This window comes from Hoylesella shahii (assembly GCF_937990675.1).
GTDB lineage: Bacteria > Bacteroidota > Bacteroidia > Bacteroidales > Bacteroidaceae > Prevotella > Prevotella shahii.
In genome coordinates, this window is record NZ_CALKQY010000023.1 from 106,654 (window position 1) to 124,496 (window position 17,843).

Here is a 17,843-nt window from a genome sequence, read left to right on the forward strand (position 1 = left end):
TTTCTCTTTAACAACTTTGATTACCTTAACGCGGTCTGCGAGCATTCTTTTTATACTCTTTGAGAGTTTGAGTAGTTCCTTTATTTTCAGCCTTATCGGGTGCAATCTTACCTAGTGGGAAAGGGTCGCTGGTACATCTCTCTGCTGCTTCCACTACGCTGTCTATGCTAAATTCTCCTTGTATTAATAAACCATCATCAGCACCATTTGTGTTTTTTAACAAGGAGGTATCTGTACGCGAGGTATTGCGCGTGGGACAAGTTTTACCGCCAGTTTCCACACGTTTTGGTTGCTCTGTGCCAGGTGCAGTAACAGAAGGAGCATTGTTACTGCCCTGTTTACATCCCGCAACCATCGTCATTCCCACGGCCACGCCCATAACCGTTGCAGCCTTTCCCGCCTTTCGCAGCAGACTAAGTTGATGTTCTAAATATCGCACTTCGGCCTCGCAAGCAGGACAAGTGCCATTGCAATCGCCCTCAAAGTGGCATTCTTTGGGGGTGTAAACTATGCCGTTGGTATCGGCCACGCACTTTCTCACCTGTTTTAAGGTTGCGCAAATACTTTTTCCGTTTGTTTTCATGTGAAGTATATGTTTAAGTTCTTGCCTCTTTTCTCGTTCCTCGAAAAGTGCGTTTTGCCTTTCCACTTCGCCCAAAGCTCCGTGTTGGCGATTTCCAATTCTCGCCATGACAATGTTCGAGCAAGCTCGACATTGTTCATTTGGCTTAACGAAAACGTTCATGTTATGTGTTACACCTCCATCTACTAGGCGGCATCAGCCTACTTTAACACAAAGGGAACGTCTATCACCACAAGCGAACGAACACGCTTACCTTCCATTCGCGCAGGCCTCCAACGGGGCATCTTCTTCAACACACGAATGGATTCGGCATCGTAAAGAGAGTCTGCCGACTGGATAACACGCATGGCCGAGAGTCTGCCATTGCGTTCAACCACACACGCCACCTTAACTAAGAACTGCCCACAAGCGGCAGACATGTGGGGCGTAATGCGTATATGGTCTGCAATAAACTGCCGCATCGCCTCGTCGCCTTTCTTGTATCGGGGGCTGATTTCGGGATTTAGATAAACATGGTTGCGGTTACGAGCAATGCGTTGGTAATAGGGTATGCCGCCTGCATAGCAAACAATCTTCTTCGCGGGAGTTGAAGTTACCGACACTTCGGGCAGTGTGAATCCGCTAGAATCGGCCATATACACAGCCGTAGTGTCTACTTGTGCCGTGCCTTTCTTCACAACTCGCCCGCTGTTTCCACGCACATAATGGTGCCTTGCGTGGGGTTTTGCCCCTTCATCGGTGGCCGATACGGGGGCGTTTGCTTGCGGCTGTGGGCAGGGTTGGCTTGTTGGTGAGGCTTCGTTGGCTGCTGTCGGCTTGTCCGTTGCGGAAGGTGGCGTGCCCGGAGAGGAGTTGCAACCAGCAACCATCGTCAGTCCGAGAGCCAAACCTGCCACCTTAACGGCCTTACCTGCCAAGCGTAGCCTGCCCAATTGGCTTTCTATATACTGCACTTCGGCCTCGCAAGCCGGGCAAGTGCCGCTGCAATCGCCATCGAAACGGCAAGGTGCAGGGGTGTAGTGGATGCCGTTGGCATCGGCCACTTGCTTACGTATCGTCTTCAACGCATGGCAAATGTTCTTTCCGTTCGACTTCATACGCGTCTGCTTTTAATCGTGTCTGGTCACTTCTCTGTAACAACTTAGACTCTCCCTTACCGCCTTTTTCGCCCCTTTTTCTTACTCTTTTGGGGCGTTTTCTGGGCGTTATTTTTCTTCTTTGGCTTGGCTGGCCCAATCTTACCAAGTGGGAAAGGGTCGCAAGGATCAACTTTCGGCGAGCCCACAGAGTCGTCTTCAATAATTTCTCCCATCGGTATGGGGTCTTCTCCCGAATGTCTTGTGTCCTTTATCAACGAAGTATCCGTGCGCGATGCCGTGGGTGTGGGGTTCGTATTGTTGCCTGTTTCCACGCGGTTTGTTTGGCCTGGTCCTTGCGGAGAGGTAGGAGTAGCGTTCCCATTGCTTGTCTTACATCCCGCAACCATCGTCATTCCCACGGCCACGCCCATAACCGTTGCAGCCTTTCCCGCCTTTCGCAGCAGACTAAGTTGATGTTCTAAATATCGCACTTCGGCCTCGCAAGCAGGACAAGTGCCATTGCAATCGCCCTCAAAGTGGCATTCTTTGGGGGTGTAAACTATGCCGTTGGTATCGGCCACGCACTTTCTCACCTGTTTTAAGGTTGCGCAAATACTTTTTCCGTTTGTTTTCATGATTAAACTTTCTGCATCAAATATGTAAACAATCTATGGTGTTTGCATGCTAAAAACACACATTAGCTACTCTAATTTAAACGGCACCTTTATCAACACACGTGTGCGCACGCGTTTTTTTTCTATTCGGGCAGGCTTCCATCGCGGCATTAACTTTACCAAGCGCATGGCTTCGGCATCAAAAGAAGGCACTATCGACCGCACAACATGCGCACCAGTGAGCCTGCCATTGCGCTCAACAATGCAGGCCACAACCACTATTCCCTGTGCACAACACTCGTTCATTTCGGGCGTATAGCGCATATTACGATGAAAAAACAGTTTCATGCCCTCATCGCCACCCTTAAACCTGGCCACTACATCGGGATTGTCATAAATGTGTTGCCTGTCTTTAACCAGTCGGCTACCCGAATAAAGCCCTCCCGTATAACACAATCTACGCACGCTAACAGTTGACTGAATGTCGACTTCTGGCAGGTTATACGTGCACGAGTCGTTGCCATTAACATCGGTTGTATCGGCCTTTTCTGCATGCAAGGTATAGTTTGCGGCCACATCTTTGGCTCGTTCTACCCCGTTGTCTGGTTCATTAGCTCGCCCACCATTGGCATCCACGGTAGGCCTAGCATTTACACAAGCAGCAGACTGCTGAACATTACCCGTGGCCATGGTTATGCCTAAAGCCAAGCCAGCCACCTTAACGGCCTTTCCTGCCAAACGGAATCGGCCCAACTGACTGTTGATATACCTCACTTCGGCCTCGCAAGCAGGGCACGTTCCGCTGCATTCGCCTTGGTGATGGCAAGGTGTGGGGGTGTAGTCGATGCCATTAGCCTCGGCCACTTGCATACGTATGGTTCTCAACGCAAGGCAGATGTCTTTTCCATTCAACTTGTTCATTGCTGTATAACATTGTTTAAATCAAACTATCGTGTGCTAGATGCCCTGCTTAGGTGGACGCTTTGTGCAGATTCAAACCTTGCCCTTGCATACAGCACAGCCTCCTAGGGTATAACTTCACCAATTAGAAATTTGCTTAATGAGCAATCCCACATGCGGTTGAAAACTCTTAGGATAAACCAAGGCCAACACACCAAGGTGCGTAACCATGCCTCCAGTTTCGGGTTTACACTTCATATAAAACACTCTGCCATCGGTGGTATAGCCCGAATAGATGCACTTACCCTTATGCACATAAGTAATTTTCTTGATGTTGATGCTACCTAAGAGAGGGTATTTCTCGCCTGGATAATCAACATCATCAACAGCCCACACGCCAAGAGAAACATAACCCATCACCACTTGGCGCCAACTGTAAAGATAATAATATGCAGGCACATTGTCGTCGAACAGTTCTTCACGAGCAAAGCAGCTGGGATAAGCAAATTTCATAGGCGTTTCTCGCCATTTGGTCTTCGTCATAGCTGCTGCAAATTGGGCTTCATCGGTATCCTTTGGCTGCTGCGCTAGAGCCGAAGTGGTGCCAAGTAGGATTAACGACACCAAGAACACAGCCTGCTGCTGTAAACACCGCCCCAACCCTCTAGCTATTTCAAAACAACCAACTGCGCCCCATAAGCAGCTTATTGAATAGTGGTGACTTTTCATCTTTTAATCAGTTTGATAAGTAAATTGGGGCTATTTGCCCACACAATGCAAAGATACATTATTATATTTACACTTCTAGCGATTACACTTATTTTGTTTACACAATATCTTTAACTGGCGAAAATACATCGTAAAACGACCTATCTACTCAAAACTACGCAACTATAACAAAGAAGCATTTGGTTTTACCTTTGCTCTACATATAGTATAAGTTGGCAGGATAATTTAAAATGTAAAGTTTTAAGCACAAAATTTAACTTAAAAAGTGGCATTAAAATGAACCAACTGCCAAACTAATTGCAAATATTCAATTCTCGCGAGGGTTTTGTTTGATGCGAAAAGGGCGAAGTTGTAAAGGGCGAAAGAGCGTTTGTATTATGCATAAAATTGCGATTTTTGGGAAAAAACGTGCTTTTTGCTGCAAAAAAGACTGCGTTTTGCAGCAAAACACAACACTATTTGCAGCAAAACGCAAGGTAAAATGGTGCAAAACGCAAGGTAAAATGCAGCAAAACGCAAGGCAAAATGGTGCAAAATGCAAGGCGAAATGCATCAATACACAAAACAAGATGCATCATTATGCACATAATCTGACGTTTTACTACTTGTAATAGATAAAAATCACCTGGTATTTGTGGATAAAATTTATCCTAAAAGATTGATTTTTATTTCCAAAATACGCTTTCCTACTCCTAATAAATGAATTTGAGGCAACGAAAAATTGAGAGAATGATGCAAAATAGAAAGGTTAAATGCTACAAAATGCCAATGTATCGTTCGAAAACGACATCAGAACCAACCACAAAGAACCAAAACACAACAGATAAAGGCACGTTTTTAGTGTATAATTTCGCTAGAACGAAGCTTCTAAAAAACGCCTTTTGTAAAATATTTTTATCCTTAACACCCCAACACACGACTAAAGCCTTAGCCCATTTTGCACATTACTGCGCATATTTGCAGCCTAACCTTTAAGAACAATAGTGGTTATACCAAGAATAAAATATTTAAAGTTTTACCAAACTGCAACAAAAGAAAATACCATGCCGAGGCATGGTATGAGAAGTGTTATTGCCTGCGCGACTTGTTGCGACTGGCATCGATACGCAAAAAGATAAACAGCAAAAAGGTGAAGCCCCAAAGACTAGAACCGCCATAACTAAAGAATGGCAGCGGAATACCAATAACAGGCGTTAAGCCCAACACCATGCCCACGTTAATAAACAGGTGGAAGAGAAAAATGCTAAGCACACAATAACCATATATGCGCCCAAACTTAAACGGTTGGCGTTCGGCTAGCTTAATGAGCCTCAATATCAAGGCAAGAAATAGCAACAACACTGCTGCCGAACCCACAAATCCCTCTTCTTCGCCCACGGTGCAGAAAATAAAATCGGTGTCTTGTTCGGGTACAAACTTCAGTTTGGTTTGCGTACCGTTAAGAAAGCCCTTACCCTTTAGCCCTCCCGAACCAATAGCGATCTCGCTTTGGTGCACATTATATCCAGCACCAGCAAGGTCTTCTTCCAATCCTAACAGCACATTGATACGAACACGCTGGTGCGGTTCCATCACATCGTTAAGCACATAGTCTACCGAATAAAAGAACAACACCGAGCCAACGGCAAACAAAGCCGCATAGAGATAATTGTTAAGGCGAACACTGAGCCAGCGATAGAGCAGCCAACACACGAGGCCTACAGTTAACACAAGCTGCACAATGGTGACATCAAAAGCCCAAACAAACTTAGAAAAGAGCAAACTAAGCACTGTGACAAGTAAGCTGAGGGCCAGCACGCGTGTGGTTTGTCCGCGTTCAGAAACGTAACTGCGCACCAAACCCGCGGTAAACACCTGAATAAGAAGCAGGACAATAAAAACGCCAAGCGAGGTGGGTGTATCCCAAAGAGGCACTTGCTCGAACCTTACGCCCACAACAAAGTACACCACCATGGCCACACCTGTGAAAAGGATGCTACCGGGCATGCCTTCGCGATAGAACATCAGGAAGAACGAGAGGTAAACCAATGCCGAGCCCGTTTCTTTTTGAGCCACAATAAAGAGCATGGGCAACACCACCACCATGCATGCAGAAGCAAAATGCTTCCAATTACTCATGGTAAAACCATAGGTGCTCATGAGTTTGGCCACAGCTAAAGCCGTGGCAAACTTAGCAAACTCGGCAGGTTGCAAGCGCAATGGCCCTAATACAAGCCACGAGCGCGAGCCCTTAATCTCGTGGGGGTTGAAGATGGTGGCAAAAAGCAGCAACAACAAAGCCCCGTATATCACATAGGCAAAGGTGTCGTAAAAATGGTCGTCGAGTGTAAGCAGCACAAATCCAAGGCATACAGACGTGCCAATCCACACGATTTGCATACCCGAACGTGTATCGAGACTAAAGATGTCGGTGTCGCCATAGGTGTAACTTGCACCGCAAACGCTCACCCACCCAAAGGTGAGTAGCGCCAGGTAGATGCCAATTGTCCACCAGTCTAGCGAGCCAAGCATGCTCGGTTGTCTATCTGTTGCTCGTGCCATAAGCTATCCTTCTGCTTTGGTAAACGCTTGCTTGTGCCTCTGAGGCTGGCGAAAGTTTACCGTTGATATACTGTTCCATCATAAGCGAGCCAATGGGCACGCCATAAGTGGCGCCAAATCCGCCGTTTTCGACATACACGGCGATGGCAATTTTGGGGTTGTCCATAGGTGCGAAGCCCATGAATACAGAGTGGTCTTGTCCACGGTTTTGCGCTGTACCTGTTTTTCCGCACACCAAATAGTCGGCTCTATTAGCTGCATGGCACGTACCACCTACAACAGATGCGCGCATGCCCTGCACCACATACTCGTAGGCTTTGCGGTTGGCCAGGGTGTAATGGCGTCTGCGATAAAGCGTATCGAGCGGTTCGCCCTGCACCTTACGCACCACATGAGGCACGTAATAATATCCACGATTGGCAATTGTTGCGCTAAGATTGGCTATTTGCAGGGGTGTAAGGTTCACCTCACCCTGTCCGATGGAGATAGAAATGATGGTAAGTCCGTTCCACGAGCCTTTATAAGCCTTATCATAAAAAGCCGCATTGGGGATAAGACCGCGTTTTTCGCCAGGCAAGTCAATACCCAACTTATATCCAAAGCCCATGCTTACCATGTAATCTCGCCAAGTGTTCATTGCCTCTTGCACACTGCGGTAATGTTGTCGGTTGCCAATCATACGAAAAAGTCCCCAACAGAAGTAGCTATTGCACGATGTACACAAGGCCTGCACCAGGTTGGTGGGTGCGCCATGAGGGTGGCATCCCACGTGTAAACCACGATAATTAAATCCGCGTGCACAGGGGAACAGGGTGTTTTGGTCGATAATTCCCTCTGTCATATAGGTAAGCCCCTGGGTGGTTTTGAACGTAGAACCTGGGGGATATTGTCCCATGATGGAGCGATTGAGCAAGGGTTTCCACACATCTTTAGACAAAGCCAGGTGGTTTTTCCCTCTTTTTCGGCCCACCATAATACGAGGGTCGTAAGTGGGCGACGACACCATGCATAGTACTTCGCCAGTAGCAGGCTCGATGGCCACGATACTACCAATCTTACCTTCGAGCAAGCGTTCGCCCAATTCTTGCAATTTGATATCGATACTCAGTGTGAGGTCTTTACCCGCAATGGGTCGGCGGTCGAACTTTCCATTTTGATAATTGCCTTGCACACGACCGTGGGCATCGCGCAACAATATCTGTACGCCCTTTTCTCCACGCAATTGCTCTTCGTAACTGCGCTCAACACCTAGTTTTCCGATGTAATCGCCAGGCTGATAGTAATCAGAATTTTCCACATCGGCTTTAGAAACCTCGGCCACATCACCCAGTACGTGGGCAGCATAAGGATATTGATATTGTCTAATGCTGCGTTTTTGAACATAGAACCCAGGGAAACGGAAGATTTTTTCTTGAAAAACGCTAAACTCTTTATCCGACAATTGGCTCATAAAAAGCTGCTCGGTAAACCGCGAATACCCAGGATTTTTATTGCGGTCTTTAATATCGTTCATGCGTTTGATGAAATATTCCTTGGTAATACCCAAGGCATTGCAAAACTCGGTGGTATCTAGTCGACCTTTCTCCTCGTTCATCACCACCATAATATCATAAGCAGGTTGGTTATAAACAAGCAATCGCCCATGTCTGTCGCTAATAGCGCCACGTGAGGGATATTCTATTTTCTTGAGAAAGGCATTACTATCAGCGTTTTTCTTATAGTCGTCGCTAAGCAATTGTAGCATGAAAAGTCGGATGAGGTAAACTGTAACAATGAATACAGCCACTCCACCAATAACTAATCTTCTTTTGTCTAGTTCAAAATCTTTCACACTACAATTCTCCCTTATCTTCTAAGGTTGTCTAACACCATCACCAACAGCAGCGTAAGCAGCGTACTACCACCCACGCACAATGCCCATTGTATCCAATTGAAGAACGAGAAGGCCTCCAAGGAGAAGAACGTAAGGCAATAAATAAAGATGATGAGGAAGGCGAAGAACAAATATCTACTAAAGCCAAGCACCTTCATGGAAGGCACAAGGTCGTCGGCGCTTTCTCTTTGTATAAACAGTTCCAAGAGATAAGGCCTGAGTAGCGCCACAAGAGTTAACGAAGCGGCAGCCACTCCTGGTGTATTAGAAAACATGTCTACGCCCAAACCCATGGCAAAAGCCCAAACGAGGAGTGCCCACTTGGGATAATTGCGAGGGAAGAGCAACACCATATATATATATAGCAACGGAGTGGCGCTGTCGAAGAGGTGCACATGGTTAAGCACCAGCACCTGCACCAACAGGAAGATGAGGAAAGTCCCCAATGTTTTCAATACGCCTATGGTCATGTTTATATTTTTTCTCTGTGCTATTATCGGCCCGAGGGCCATTGTTTATCAGCGTGCGGGATTACTCATGTTTCACCTTTAGCGAGTCTTGCACGGCACGCATCATCTCTAATCGTTCGTCCATACCAGCATTGTCAATCACACACACGTCGCGCAGTTTACCAAAATCGGTAGACAGCTTTATCTGCAGGCGATAGGACAAACCGTTGGGCGAGTTAAACACATGCAAGATTTTACCCACCAACACGCCAGGAGGGAAGATAGAAGAGTAACCACTGGTAACAACATCCATTCCCAATTTAAAACGTGCATGTCGTGGAACGTCATCAACATAAGCGATGCCAGGGTTGCCACCATTCCAATGTAGGTAGCCGAAATATCCCCTACCCTTAATCATACAACTGATGTTGGAGTGCGAATTGAGCACAGGTATAACCACAGAATAGTTTCTAGAGACAAGATACACCACACCCACTACACCATTGCCGCAAGCCACGCCCATGTCTTTCTTTATGCCATCGGCCCAGCCTTTATCAATTGTGATGAAGTTGTCTTTCTTATCTAGCGAATTGCTCACCACCCTTGCGGGATAGAGTTTAAACCCTTGTAGCGCCTGTTTTTGTGTTTGCACCACATCAAGGCTATCGTGTTTGGCGCGTGTGAGCAACTCTTGCATAGCCACCATTTGCTGTTCCAGTTCAAGGTTACGCTGTGTGAGCTCTTTGTTCACCTGTGTTAGCGAGAAGAACGTTTCGACCCACGAGTTGGCTTCGTACACCTTTCCGGCCACAGCATTGGCCGAAGAGAACCATACGCTAGCCTGATAACTATTATACTGGAATAGCAACACCACGCTAATCACCTCGAGAACCAAGAAGACTAGCCAATGGTTATGGCGTGTTAGGAATGCAAAGAGGTTGCGCATGCACTTATCTCATGAGGAACGAGAATCGCTCAACGTTCTTCAATGCAATACCAGCACCCTTGGCAACGCTGTGCAATGGGTCTTCAGCGATATGGAAGGGGATGCTGATTTTATCTTGAAGTCTGCGATCGAGACCACGAAGCAATGCGCCACCGCCAGTGAGATAGATACCATTTCTCACGATGTCGGCATACAATTCTGGCGGTGTGTTCTCCAAAGCAGAGAGCACAGCATTTTCAATTTTCGCAATGGTTTTGTCTAAGCAGTGAGCAATCTCTTGGTAGCACACAGGCACCTCCATTGGCAGCGCCGTGATACGGTTTGGTCCGTGTACAACATAGTCTTCTGGAGCTTCGTCACCAAGGTCGGTAAGAGCAGAGCCCACGTGTATCTTGATGCGCTCGGCCATACGCTCACTCACCTTCACATTATGCTGACGGCTCATATATTCTTGAATTTCAGCAGTAAGATCGTCGCCAGCAACACGAATAGAGTTATTAGAAACAATACCACCTAGCGAGATTACAGCAATCTCGGTAGAACCACCACCGATATCAACAATCATGTTTCCTTCGGGTGCTTCCACATCAATACCAATACCAATGGCAGCAGCCATAGGTTCGAAGATAAGATAAACGTCTCGTCCGTCGGCATGTTCAGCCGAGTCGCGCACAGCACGCAGTTCTACTTCAGTACTTCCAGAAGGAACACCGATAACCATTCTCAATGAAGGAGAGAACAATCGGCTACCAGTATGCACCATCTTGATAAGTCCGCGCATCATCTGTTCGCAAGCCGTAAAGTCGGCGATAACACCATCGCGCAACGGTCTTACGGTACGAATGTTTTCGTGTGTTTTCTCGTACATCAGCTTAGCACGTTCTCCCACGGCAATCATTTTGTCCGTTCGTCGATCGAGCGCAACCACAGAAGGCTCGTCTACCACAATCTTGTCATCGTTGATAATGATGGTATTGGCCGTTCCCAGGTCCATCGCAATCTCTTGCATGAAAGAAAAAAATCCCATGTCTTATTTTGTTTTTCGGTTGTTGGACTATCTCAACGTGCCCACTTTCCCCAGCACACCACCCACAAGGGCAGTTCAACCAGGCATTCTTGTAGCCCGTGGTCGTTTGTCCGTTATGTTATTATTTTTTATTTCTCGTTTTTATCGCGCTCCGAACACCCACGAGGGAAGTCCGCGCAAGCGAAAATGCACGTCAAAGCGTGCCATGCATCAAGCCTTTTCTGACTCGAACCACGTATGTATAGCTTTATCGTAATGACTGCTCACACCAAAGGCGCGTGTAGCAAAAGTTTTACGTTGTGCCAAAGTGGTGTTAGCACCATTGGTTTTCAAGATTTCGAGCAGCATACCATACTCGTTTTTGCTAGGCACAATCACCACATCGTTGAAGTTTTTGGCACCAGCCCTAATAAGCGAAATGCCTCCAATATCAATTTTCTCAATGATATCGGCCTCGCTCGCACCACTAGCCACAGTGTCTTCAAACGGATAGAGGTCTACGATAACCAAATCGATGGGGCTGATGGCATACTGTTCCATCTGTTCTTGATCACCAGCGTTAGCCCTACGAGCAAGAATACCACCAAAAACTTTAGGATGAAGCGTCTTCACCCTGCCACCCAATATCGAGGGATAAGCGGTTACATCTTCCACCGCATCACATTTGTAGCCTAGCGATTCGATAAACTCACGTGTGCCTCCTGTTGACAGGAACCTTACGCCTTCATCGTTTAATTTGGCGAGCAACTCGTCTAATCCATCCTTATGAAATACGGACACGAGTGCTGTCCTAATTTTTTTTGTTTCAGCCATAAACCTATTTGAGTTGTGATATTTGAGTTGCAAAGTTACGAAAAACATTGAAGAGTAGACCAACCAGCAGGCTAAAAAACACATTATATATATTAAAAAAGATGAGTTTAACCGTTTGCGAGCGCCTAAGAACGTGAGTATTAACCCGAACGAGCAATTTTGCACCACTCACTTTAAGCCATCAAATCAACAATTACACAACCCTTACCGCCAAAAAACAAGCATGCAAAGCTGACAACCCAAATCAAACACACCACTTTGGATAAATAAACGAAATGCAGGAACAACCAAAAATTTAACTTTCCACGCTTGTTATTCACAATAATAATGCTTAAATTTGCAATAACCTAATCGCACATTATTATATATGCAATATTCAATCGAAGCCCCAGAAAAGCTAAAGGTGGCCGTAACACTGCCTGCCTCGAAAAGCATTAGCAACAGGGCGCTCATTATGCACGCCCTAACAAACAGGCTGGTTCTGCCACAAAATCTATCGACTTGCGATGATACGCGCGTGATGGTGCGTGCGCTTACCGACATGCCGAAGAATATTGACGTTCGCGCTGCTGGCACGGCCATGCGCTTTATGACGGCTTTTTTAAGCTGCAGAAAGGGCGAACACACTTTAACGGGCACGCAACGCATGCGACAACGCCCAATTAAACCACTGGTTGACGCCCTTAGATACCTGGGCGCTGACATAGAATACGAGGCCAAAGAGGGCTACCCACCCATCCGCATCTATGGAAAGCCTCTCGACGGTGGGTGCGTGGAGATGCCAGGAGGCATCAGCTCGCAGTTTATCTCGGCCTTGTTGATGATTGGCCCTACACTCAAAAAAGGGCTTGAGCTAAAGATAACTGGCAAAATTGCCTCACGACCCTATATTGACCTTACGCTTTGTATGATGCGCGAATATGGAGCGGTGGCCGAATGGACCGACATCGACACCATTAGCGTAAAGCCAGGAAAATACAACGTAGGCCCAAACAGCATCGAAAACGACTGGAGTGCGGCCTCGTATTGGTACGAAATGGTGGCACTTAGTAACGACCCCGAAGCCACTGTTGAGTTTGAAGGCTTAAGCGAAAGCTCGAAACAAGGCGACTCTGTGGTGCGACACATCTTCTCTTTGCTGGGCGTGAAAACGGTCTTCTCCAAACATCAGGCTGGCCAACTCGCAAAGGTGACACTCAAAAAGGTGCGCACACGATTGCCTAAGCTGGAATACGACTTCGTTAACTCGCCCGATTTGGCTCAAACGCTTGTGGTTACTTGCGTGATGATGGGCGTGCCTTTCTATTTTAAAGGACTCTCGAGCTTGAGAATTAAAGAGACCGATCGCATCGAAGCATTAAAAAAAGAAATGGCTAAACTAGGCTTCGTGCTGCGCGAAATGGCCGAAGGCGAACTGTCGTGGGACGGTATGCGCTGCCGACCAACAGGTGAAGCCATCGATACATACGAAGACCACCGCATGGCTTTGGCCTTTGCTCCCGTGGCTTTGGTAAACAAAGAAATAAAAATAAACCAACCTGACGTAGTGAGTAAATCGTATCCTCAATTCTGGAACGACCTCATACAGTCGGGATTTGAAATAAACGAAACATAGACAATGCACATACTCCTGTTGGCCTTGCTGGGCTTAGCTCTATTTGCGGCCGTGTTGGGCTTGCTCTCGCGCAAAAAAAACGCGAGCGAACCTGATGTGGTACAGGCCGACTCTGCATCGTGTGCCACTTGCTCGGGCGACGACGAACGATGCGAACACGATTGCATGCTTGAGGCTGCAGTGCGTGATGTGGAATATTACGACGACGAAGAACTAGACAAATACATCGGAAGAGACTCGTCCGACTATAGCGACAGCGAAGCCGAAGAGTTTGCCGAGGTGTTCTATACCATGCGCCCTAGCGACGTTAAGGGATGGAACAGAAGTCTGACGCTTCGACAAATAAACTTGCCCAACCAACTGAAAGACGAGGTGATAATGGTTATCAACGATGCGCGATAACCCTAAACGTCCCGTCTTATGCCATTGACAATAGGCGTATAGTGGGTTACAGGCAAGTGTGAGATAGTTTTTTAAATGGACATATTAGCGTATTCTTTCTTCCAGAACGCCCTCTTAGGCTCGCTCTTGGCTAGTGTGCTGTGCGGGTTTATCGGCACTTACATTGTTACAAGGCGACTGGTATTCATCAGTGGCGGCATCACTCATGCCTCGTTTGGTGGCATCGGCTTGGGCGTTTACTTTGGTGTCAACCCCATACTCTCGGCCATGGTGTTTTCTGTTCTCAGTGCCTTCGGTGTGCAATGGATGACGCATAGGGGCGATGTACGCGAAGATTCGGCCATCGCTGTTTTCTGGACGTTCGGCATGAGTCTTGGTATCATCTGCTGTTTCTTATCTCCGGGCTTCATGCCCGACCTCCCTTCTTTTCTCTTTGGCAGTATTCTCACCGTAGGGCAAGCCGACCTTTGGCTACTCACCGCATTGCTTGTGGTGGTCATCGCTGTGTTTGCGCTACTCTATCGCACCATATTAAGTGTGGCCTTCGATGCCAATTTTGCCCGTTCTCAGCGTTTACCCGTGGCGTTTGTTGAGTATCTCATGATGACGCTCATTGCCTTAACCATCGTGGCCACGCTTCGCATGGTGGGTATTGTGCTTAGCATCAGTTTGCTAACCATCCCACAGATGTCGGCCAACGTCATAACCCACAACTTCAAGCGCATGATTGCTTGGAGCATTGCCATCGGTTGGACCGATTGCCTTCTGGGGTTGGCTCTTTCTTATACACTCAATGTTCCCTCAGGTGCATCCATCATCTTTGTTAGTATTCTGGTCTACCTTCTGTTGAAGGTAGCAAATGTTGTACTAAAAAAACGCCAACGCCAACTTGAAACCCGTTAAATTCACATATAGCCTTGCATTGTGGCTCGCCCTTGTGCTGCTGCTCGCCGCCTGTTCAGCCAGTAAGAACACGGCACGCAGTAGATGGTGGCAGTCGTTTAACACGCGCTATAATGTTTACTACAACGGAAACATGGCCTACATCGATGGTATGCTAGAGAAAGAAACAGGCAATCATGATAACTACACCGAGCTACTACCACTATATACGGTGAGCAATAAAAATAGCAAAGAACTGGGGAAAGGCAATTTCGAACGAGCCATACTCAAAAGCGAAAAGGCTATTCAGCTGCATAGTATTAAGCGACGCCCCACTTGGGACAAGAGTAGGCGCAAAACCCAACGAGACATCGAATGGCTAAACCGAAAAGAATACAACCCCTTTATGTGGCGCGTGTGGATGCTCATGGGCCGTTCGCAATTTCATAAAGGCGACTTCGACCAGGCTGCTTCCACATTCTCGTACATGGCTCGACTCTATCGCACTCAACCACACATCTATGCCAAGGCCAGAGCCTGGCTAGCCAAAACCTATATACAGCAAGGATGGATGTACGATGCCGAAGATGTTATCCGCAATATGAGCCGCGACTCGATGGACTGGCGCGCAGTGAAAGAGTGGGATTACACCCACACACTCTATCATCTGCATGCGCAAGAGTGGCCTAAAGCCATCAGCTATCTTCAAAAGGTTATTAAACATGAGATGCGACGCAAACAAAAGGCGCGCCAATGGTTCTTGATGGGGCAGCTGCAAAGACTTGTAGGCAACCGCGATGCAGCTTATAAGGCATTTAAAAAAGCGGCATCGATGCACGCTTCTTACGAACTCGACTTCAATGCACGCATCGCACAAACCGAGGTTCTAGCGCAAGGACAAGCCAAAAAGATGATCGCCAAGCTGCGACGAATGGCTACCAACGACAATAATCGCGACTATCTCGACCAAGTGTTTTACGCCATTGGTAACATATACCTTGCTCAAGGCGACACGGCTAACGCCATTTTGGCCTACGAAAACGGAGGAAAACGTGCCACACGAAGCGGCATTGAAAAGGGGGTGCTGATGCTTAAACTCGGCAATGTGTATTGGCAAAAACAACGTTTTGCCGATGCTCGCCGATGCTACAACGAGGCCTTAGGCATGCTAGACAAGGAACGAACCGACTATGAAGTGCTTTCGCAACGTTCGAAAGTGCTCGACGAGCTTGTGCCTCACATTGAAGCGGTGCAACTGCAAGACTCACTCCAACGCCTTGCCACAATGGCCGAACCAGAACGCAACGCTGCCATCGACCGCGTTATAGCTGCTCTTAAAAAGAAAGAAAAAGAGGAACGCGACGCACAAGACCAAGAGACTGCTATACAAACCATTGCTCAAAACAGTGGCTCGTCAAGTATTTCAAACAATCAGACACCCGCCCAACGCTCACAACAAGGTGGCGGATGGTATTTCTACAATCCCATTACTGTGAGCCAAGGCAAAGCGGCTTTCGAAAAACAATGGGGAAAACGAGACAATATTGATAACTGGCAACGACTAAATAAAGCGGCCGTGGCTCTGAACAATGCTCCTAACGAGATGCCACAAGCACAAAGAGACTCGCTCGTGGCCGAAGAAACGCGCCGCGACTCCATGCAACGTGCCTTGCAAACTGCTGGTAACAACCCCCACAAACGCGAATACTATCTGGCCCAAATCCCTTTCACAACCGAACAACGCCAGGCTTCCGACCAACTTCTTACCGAGGGGCTGTTCCACTCGGGCGTTATTTTCAAAGATAAACTCAACCTTCTCAACCTCTCTGAGAAGGCCTTACGCAGACTCACCAACGCTTATCCACACTTCGATAAGATGCCACAGGTGTATTATCACTTATTTTTGCTCTACATGCAAAAGGGCGAAAAAAACACCGCACAACACTACTCCAACTTGCTCAAGCAGCATTATCCCAAACACGAACTTACCGAACTGGTTAACGACCCATATTATTTTGCCAACGCTCAACGTGGCGAACATATTGAAGATTCTATCTATGCCGCCACCTACGATGCCTTTAAAGCCGAAGACTACAATACTGTTAGGCGCAATGCACAAGTGTCGGCCACCAAGTTTAAGCATGGTGCCAATCGCGATAAATTCCTCTTTGTGGAGGCTTTAGCTATGCTTCACGATGGCAACATCGATGCTTGCACCTCAGGTCTGCAAACACTGGTGCAACAATATCCGCAAAGCGAACTCAGTAAAATGGCTGCCATGATTGTTAATGGCATAATGGCTGGCAAGCAAGTACAGGCGGGCGGGTTCGACCTTAACAATGTTTGGCAACGCCGAACGGCTGCCGCCAACGCTGAAGATAGTCTTAAAGGTAAACAGTTTAGCAACGATCGCAACGCCAATTTCCTCTTCGTGCTGGCCTATCAGCCCGACTCGGTGAACGAAAACCAACTGCTTTTTGCCTTGGCTAAATATAATTTCACCAACTATCTGGTGCGAAACTTCGAGATACGTACCGAAACCGACAACGAGTTACGCTTAATGACCGTGAGCGGTTTTCGTAATTTCGACGAGGCCTTGCAATATGCTCGCCAACTTCAACGGCAAACGGCCATTACTAAAAAGCTGAAAAATGGGCGTTCTATCGTTATTAGCGAAGACAACATGCGCCTACTTGGCAAGGAATTTAGTTTCGACGACTACGACCAATATTACGCCAAACACTTTGCACCGCTAAAGGTTAGCACCTTCCAGTTGCTCAACGAACCGACCGAAGTGGTGCAACCCGAAGCGCCTGTAAGACTCCCCACCGTCGAAGAGGTAGACCGCGCGCTGGACAACGATTTGATTGTGCCCGACGAAAAGACGCCTTTGCAACGCGAAGACGACACCTACCCCATCGCCGACGAACCCAAACAAGGTGCTAACAACCAAAGGGCAACAAACAAAAGCAACAACGATGCCACCGTGATTGAAACGCCCAAACAACCCCAAAAGCAACCCGACGATGGCACAATCGTGATTGAAGACCCTGCACCAAGCAAGCCTAAGGCACAACAAGGCTCTTCTACTGCCACCCCAAAGGTGCAGCAATCGGCCACGCCAAAAGCAAAAACTACAAATCCCCCCACGCAGTCAAAAGGCAAAACGCCAACCAAGACAGAGACCAAAACCCAAAAGCAGCCTACAAAGACTGATAAAAAAGAGGATACGGGCATTGACTTTAAAGACGACTTGGATAAAAAGAGCAAGAAACCCGAAACAAAAAAGACCTCTAGCGCTAAGCGAGACAACAACAAAACGCCTGCAAAGCAGAAACAAAAAAACAACGACCCCGATGATGAGTATTACGATTTAGAAGGATTTTAGAC

Annotated in this window: 15 protein-coding genes; 4 read left to right on the top strand and 11 right to left on the bottom strand. The window is 47.3% G+C overall.

Going from position 1 to position 17,843, the window contains the following annotated elements:
* Positions 1-25: 25 nt before the first annotated feature.
* The 11 genes from QME03_RS03355 to QME03_RS03405 form a co-directional block, all read right to left on the bottom strand.
* Positions 26-583 (bottom strand): hypothetical protein, encoded by a 558-nt coding sequence (locus QME03_RS03355; RefSeq protein WP_281723470.1) that lies wholly within the window; start codon positions 581-583, stop codon positions 26-28.
* Between the two features lie 200 nt (positions 584-783).
* Positions 784-1,680, bottom strand: a complete 897-nt coding sequence (locus QME03_RS03360; RefSeq protein ID WP_281723471.1) for an energy transducer TonB — start codon at positions 1,678-1,680, stop codon at positions 784-786.
* A 56-nt stretch (positions 1,681-1,736) separates the two neighbouring features.
* The gene (locus QME03_RS03365; RefSeq protein WP_274946895.1) at positions 1,737-2,297 is read right to left on the bottom strand and encodes a hypothetical protein; all 561 of its coding nucleotides are present in this window, start codon (positions 2,295-2,297) and stop codon (positions 1,737-1,739) included.
* A 66-nt stretch (positions 2,298-2,363) separates the two neighbouring features.
* A complete protein-coding gene (locus QME03_RS03370) occupies positions 2,364-3,197 on the bottom strand; it encodes an energy transducer TonB (protein ID WP_281723472.1) in 834 nt (277 codons plus the stop codon).
* Between the two features lie 117 nt (positions 3,198-3,314).
* On the bottom strand, positions 3,315-3,905 hold the full coding sequence (locus tag QME03_RS03375; protein WP_281723473.1) for a hypothetical protein: 591 nt from the start codon (positions 3,903-3,905) through the stop codon (positions 3,315-3,317).
* Positions 3,906-4,973: 1,068 nt separating this feature from the next.
* Positions 4,974-6,446, bottom strand: a complete 1,473-nt coding sequence (gene rodA, locus QME03_RS03380; protein ID WP_025815669.1) for a rod shape-determining protein RodA — start codon at positions 6,444-6,446, stop codon at positions 4,974-4,976.
* On the bottom strand, positions 6,427-8,277 hold the full coding sequence (mrdA, locus tag QME03_RS03385; protein WP_281723474.1) for a penicillin-binding protein 2: 1,851 nt from the start codon (positions 8,275-8,277) through the stop codon (positions 6,427-6,429). The genes rodA and mrdA overlap by 20 nt, the downstream gene beginning before the upstream one ends.
* Before the next feature lie 14 nt (positions 8,278-8,291).
* Positions 8,292-8,789 (bottom strand): rod shape-determining protein MreD, encoded by a 498-nt coding sequence (gene mreD, locus QME03_RS03390; protein WP_025815667.1) that lies wholly within the window; start codon positions 8,787-8,789, stop codon positions 8,292-8,294.
* Positions 8,790-8,850: 61 nt separating this feature from the next.
* Positions 8,851-9,714, bottom strand: a complete 864-nt coding sequence (mreC, locus tag QME03_RS03395; RefSeq protein ID WP_281723475.1) for a rod shape-determining protein MreC — start codon at positions 9,712-9,714, stop codon at positions 8,851-8,853.
* A gap of 4 nt (positions 9,715-9,718) precedes the next feature.
* Positions 9,719-10,741, bottom strand: coding sequence for a rod shape-determining protein (locus QME03_RS03400; RefSeq protein WP_110369890.1), 1,023 nt, complete (start codon positions 10,739-10,741; stop codon positions 9,719-9,721).
* A gap of 210 nt (positions 10,742-10,951) precedes the next feature.
* The gene (locus QME03_RS03405; RefSeq protein WP_281723476.1) at positions 10,952-11,554 is read right to left on the bottom strand and encodes an IMP cyclohydrolase; all 603 of its coding nucleotides are present in this window, start codon (positions 11,552-11,554) and stop codon (positions 10,952-10,954) included.
* Positions 11,555-11,921: 367 nt separating this feature from the next.
* On the opposite strand from QME03_RS03405, the gene QME03_RS03410 reads away from it, so the two are divergent.
* The 4 genes from QME03_RS03410 to porW all read left to right on the top strand — a co-directional run bounded on the left by QME03_RS03410 (position 11,922) and on the right by porW (position 17,841).
* A complete protein-coding gene (locus QME03_RS03410; RefSeq protein WP_025815666.1) occupies positions 11,922-13,169 on the top strand; it encodes a 3-phosphoshikimate 1-carboxyvinyltransferase in 1,248 nt (415 codons plus the stop codon).
* A 3-nt stretch (positions 13,170-13,172) separates the two neighbouring features.
* A complete protein-coding gene (locus QME03_RS03415; RefSeq protein WP_025815665.1) occupies positions 13,173-13,571 on the top strand; it encodes a hypothetical protein in 399 nt (132 codons plus the stop codon).
* Positions 13,572-13,646: 75 nt separating this feature from the next.
* Positions 13,647-14,474, top strand: coding sequence for a metal ABC transporter permease (locus QME03_RS03420; RefSeq protein ID WP_273262921.1), 828 nt, complete (start codon positions 13,647-13,649; stop codon positions 14,472-14,474).
* On the top strand, positions 14,461-17,841 hold the full coding sequence (gene porW, locus QME03_RS03425) for a type IX secretion system periplasmic lipoprotein PorW/SprE (RefSeq protein WP_281723477.1): 3,381 nt from the start codon (positions 14,461-14,463) through the stop codon (positions 17,839-17,841). Before QME03_RS03420 ends, porW begins: the two co-directional genes overlap by 14 nt.
* Positions 17,842-17,843: the final 2 nt, after the last annotated feature.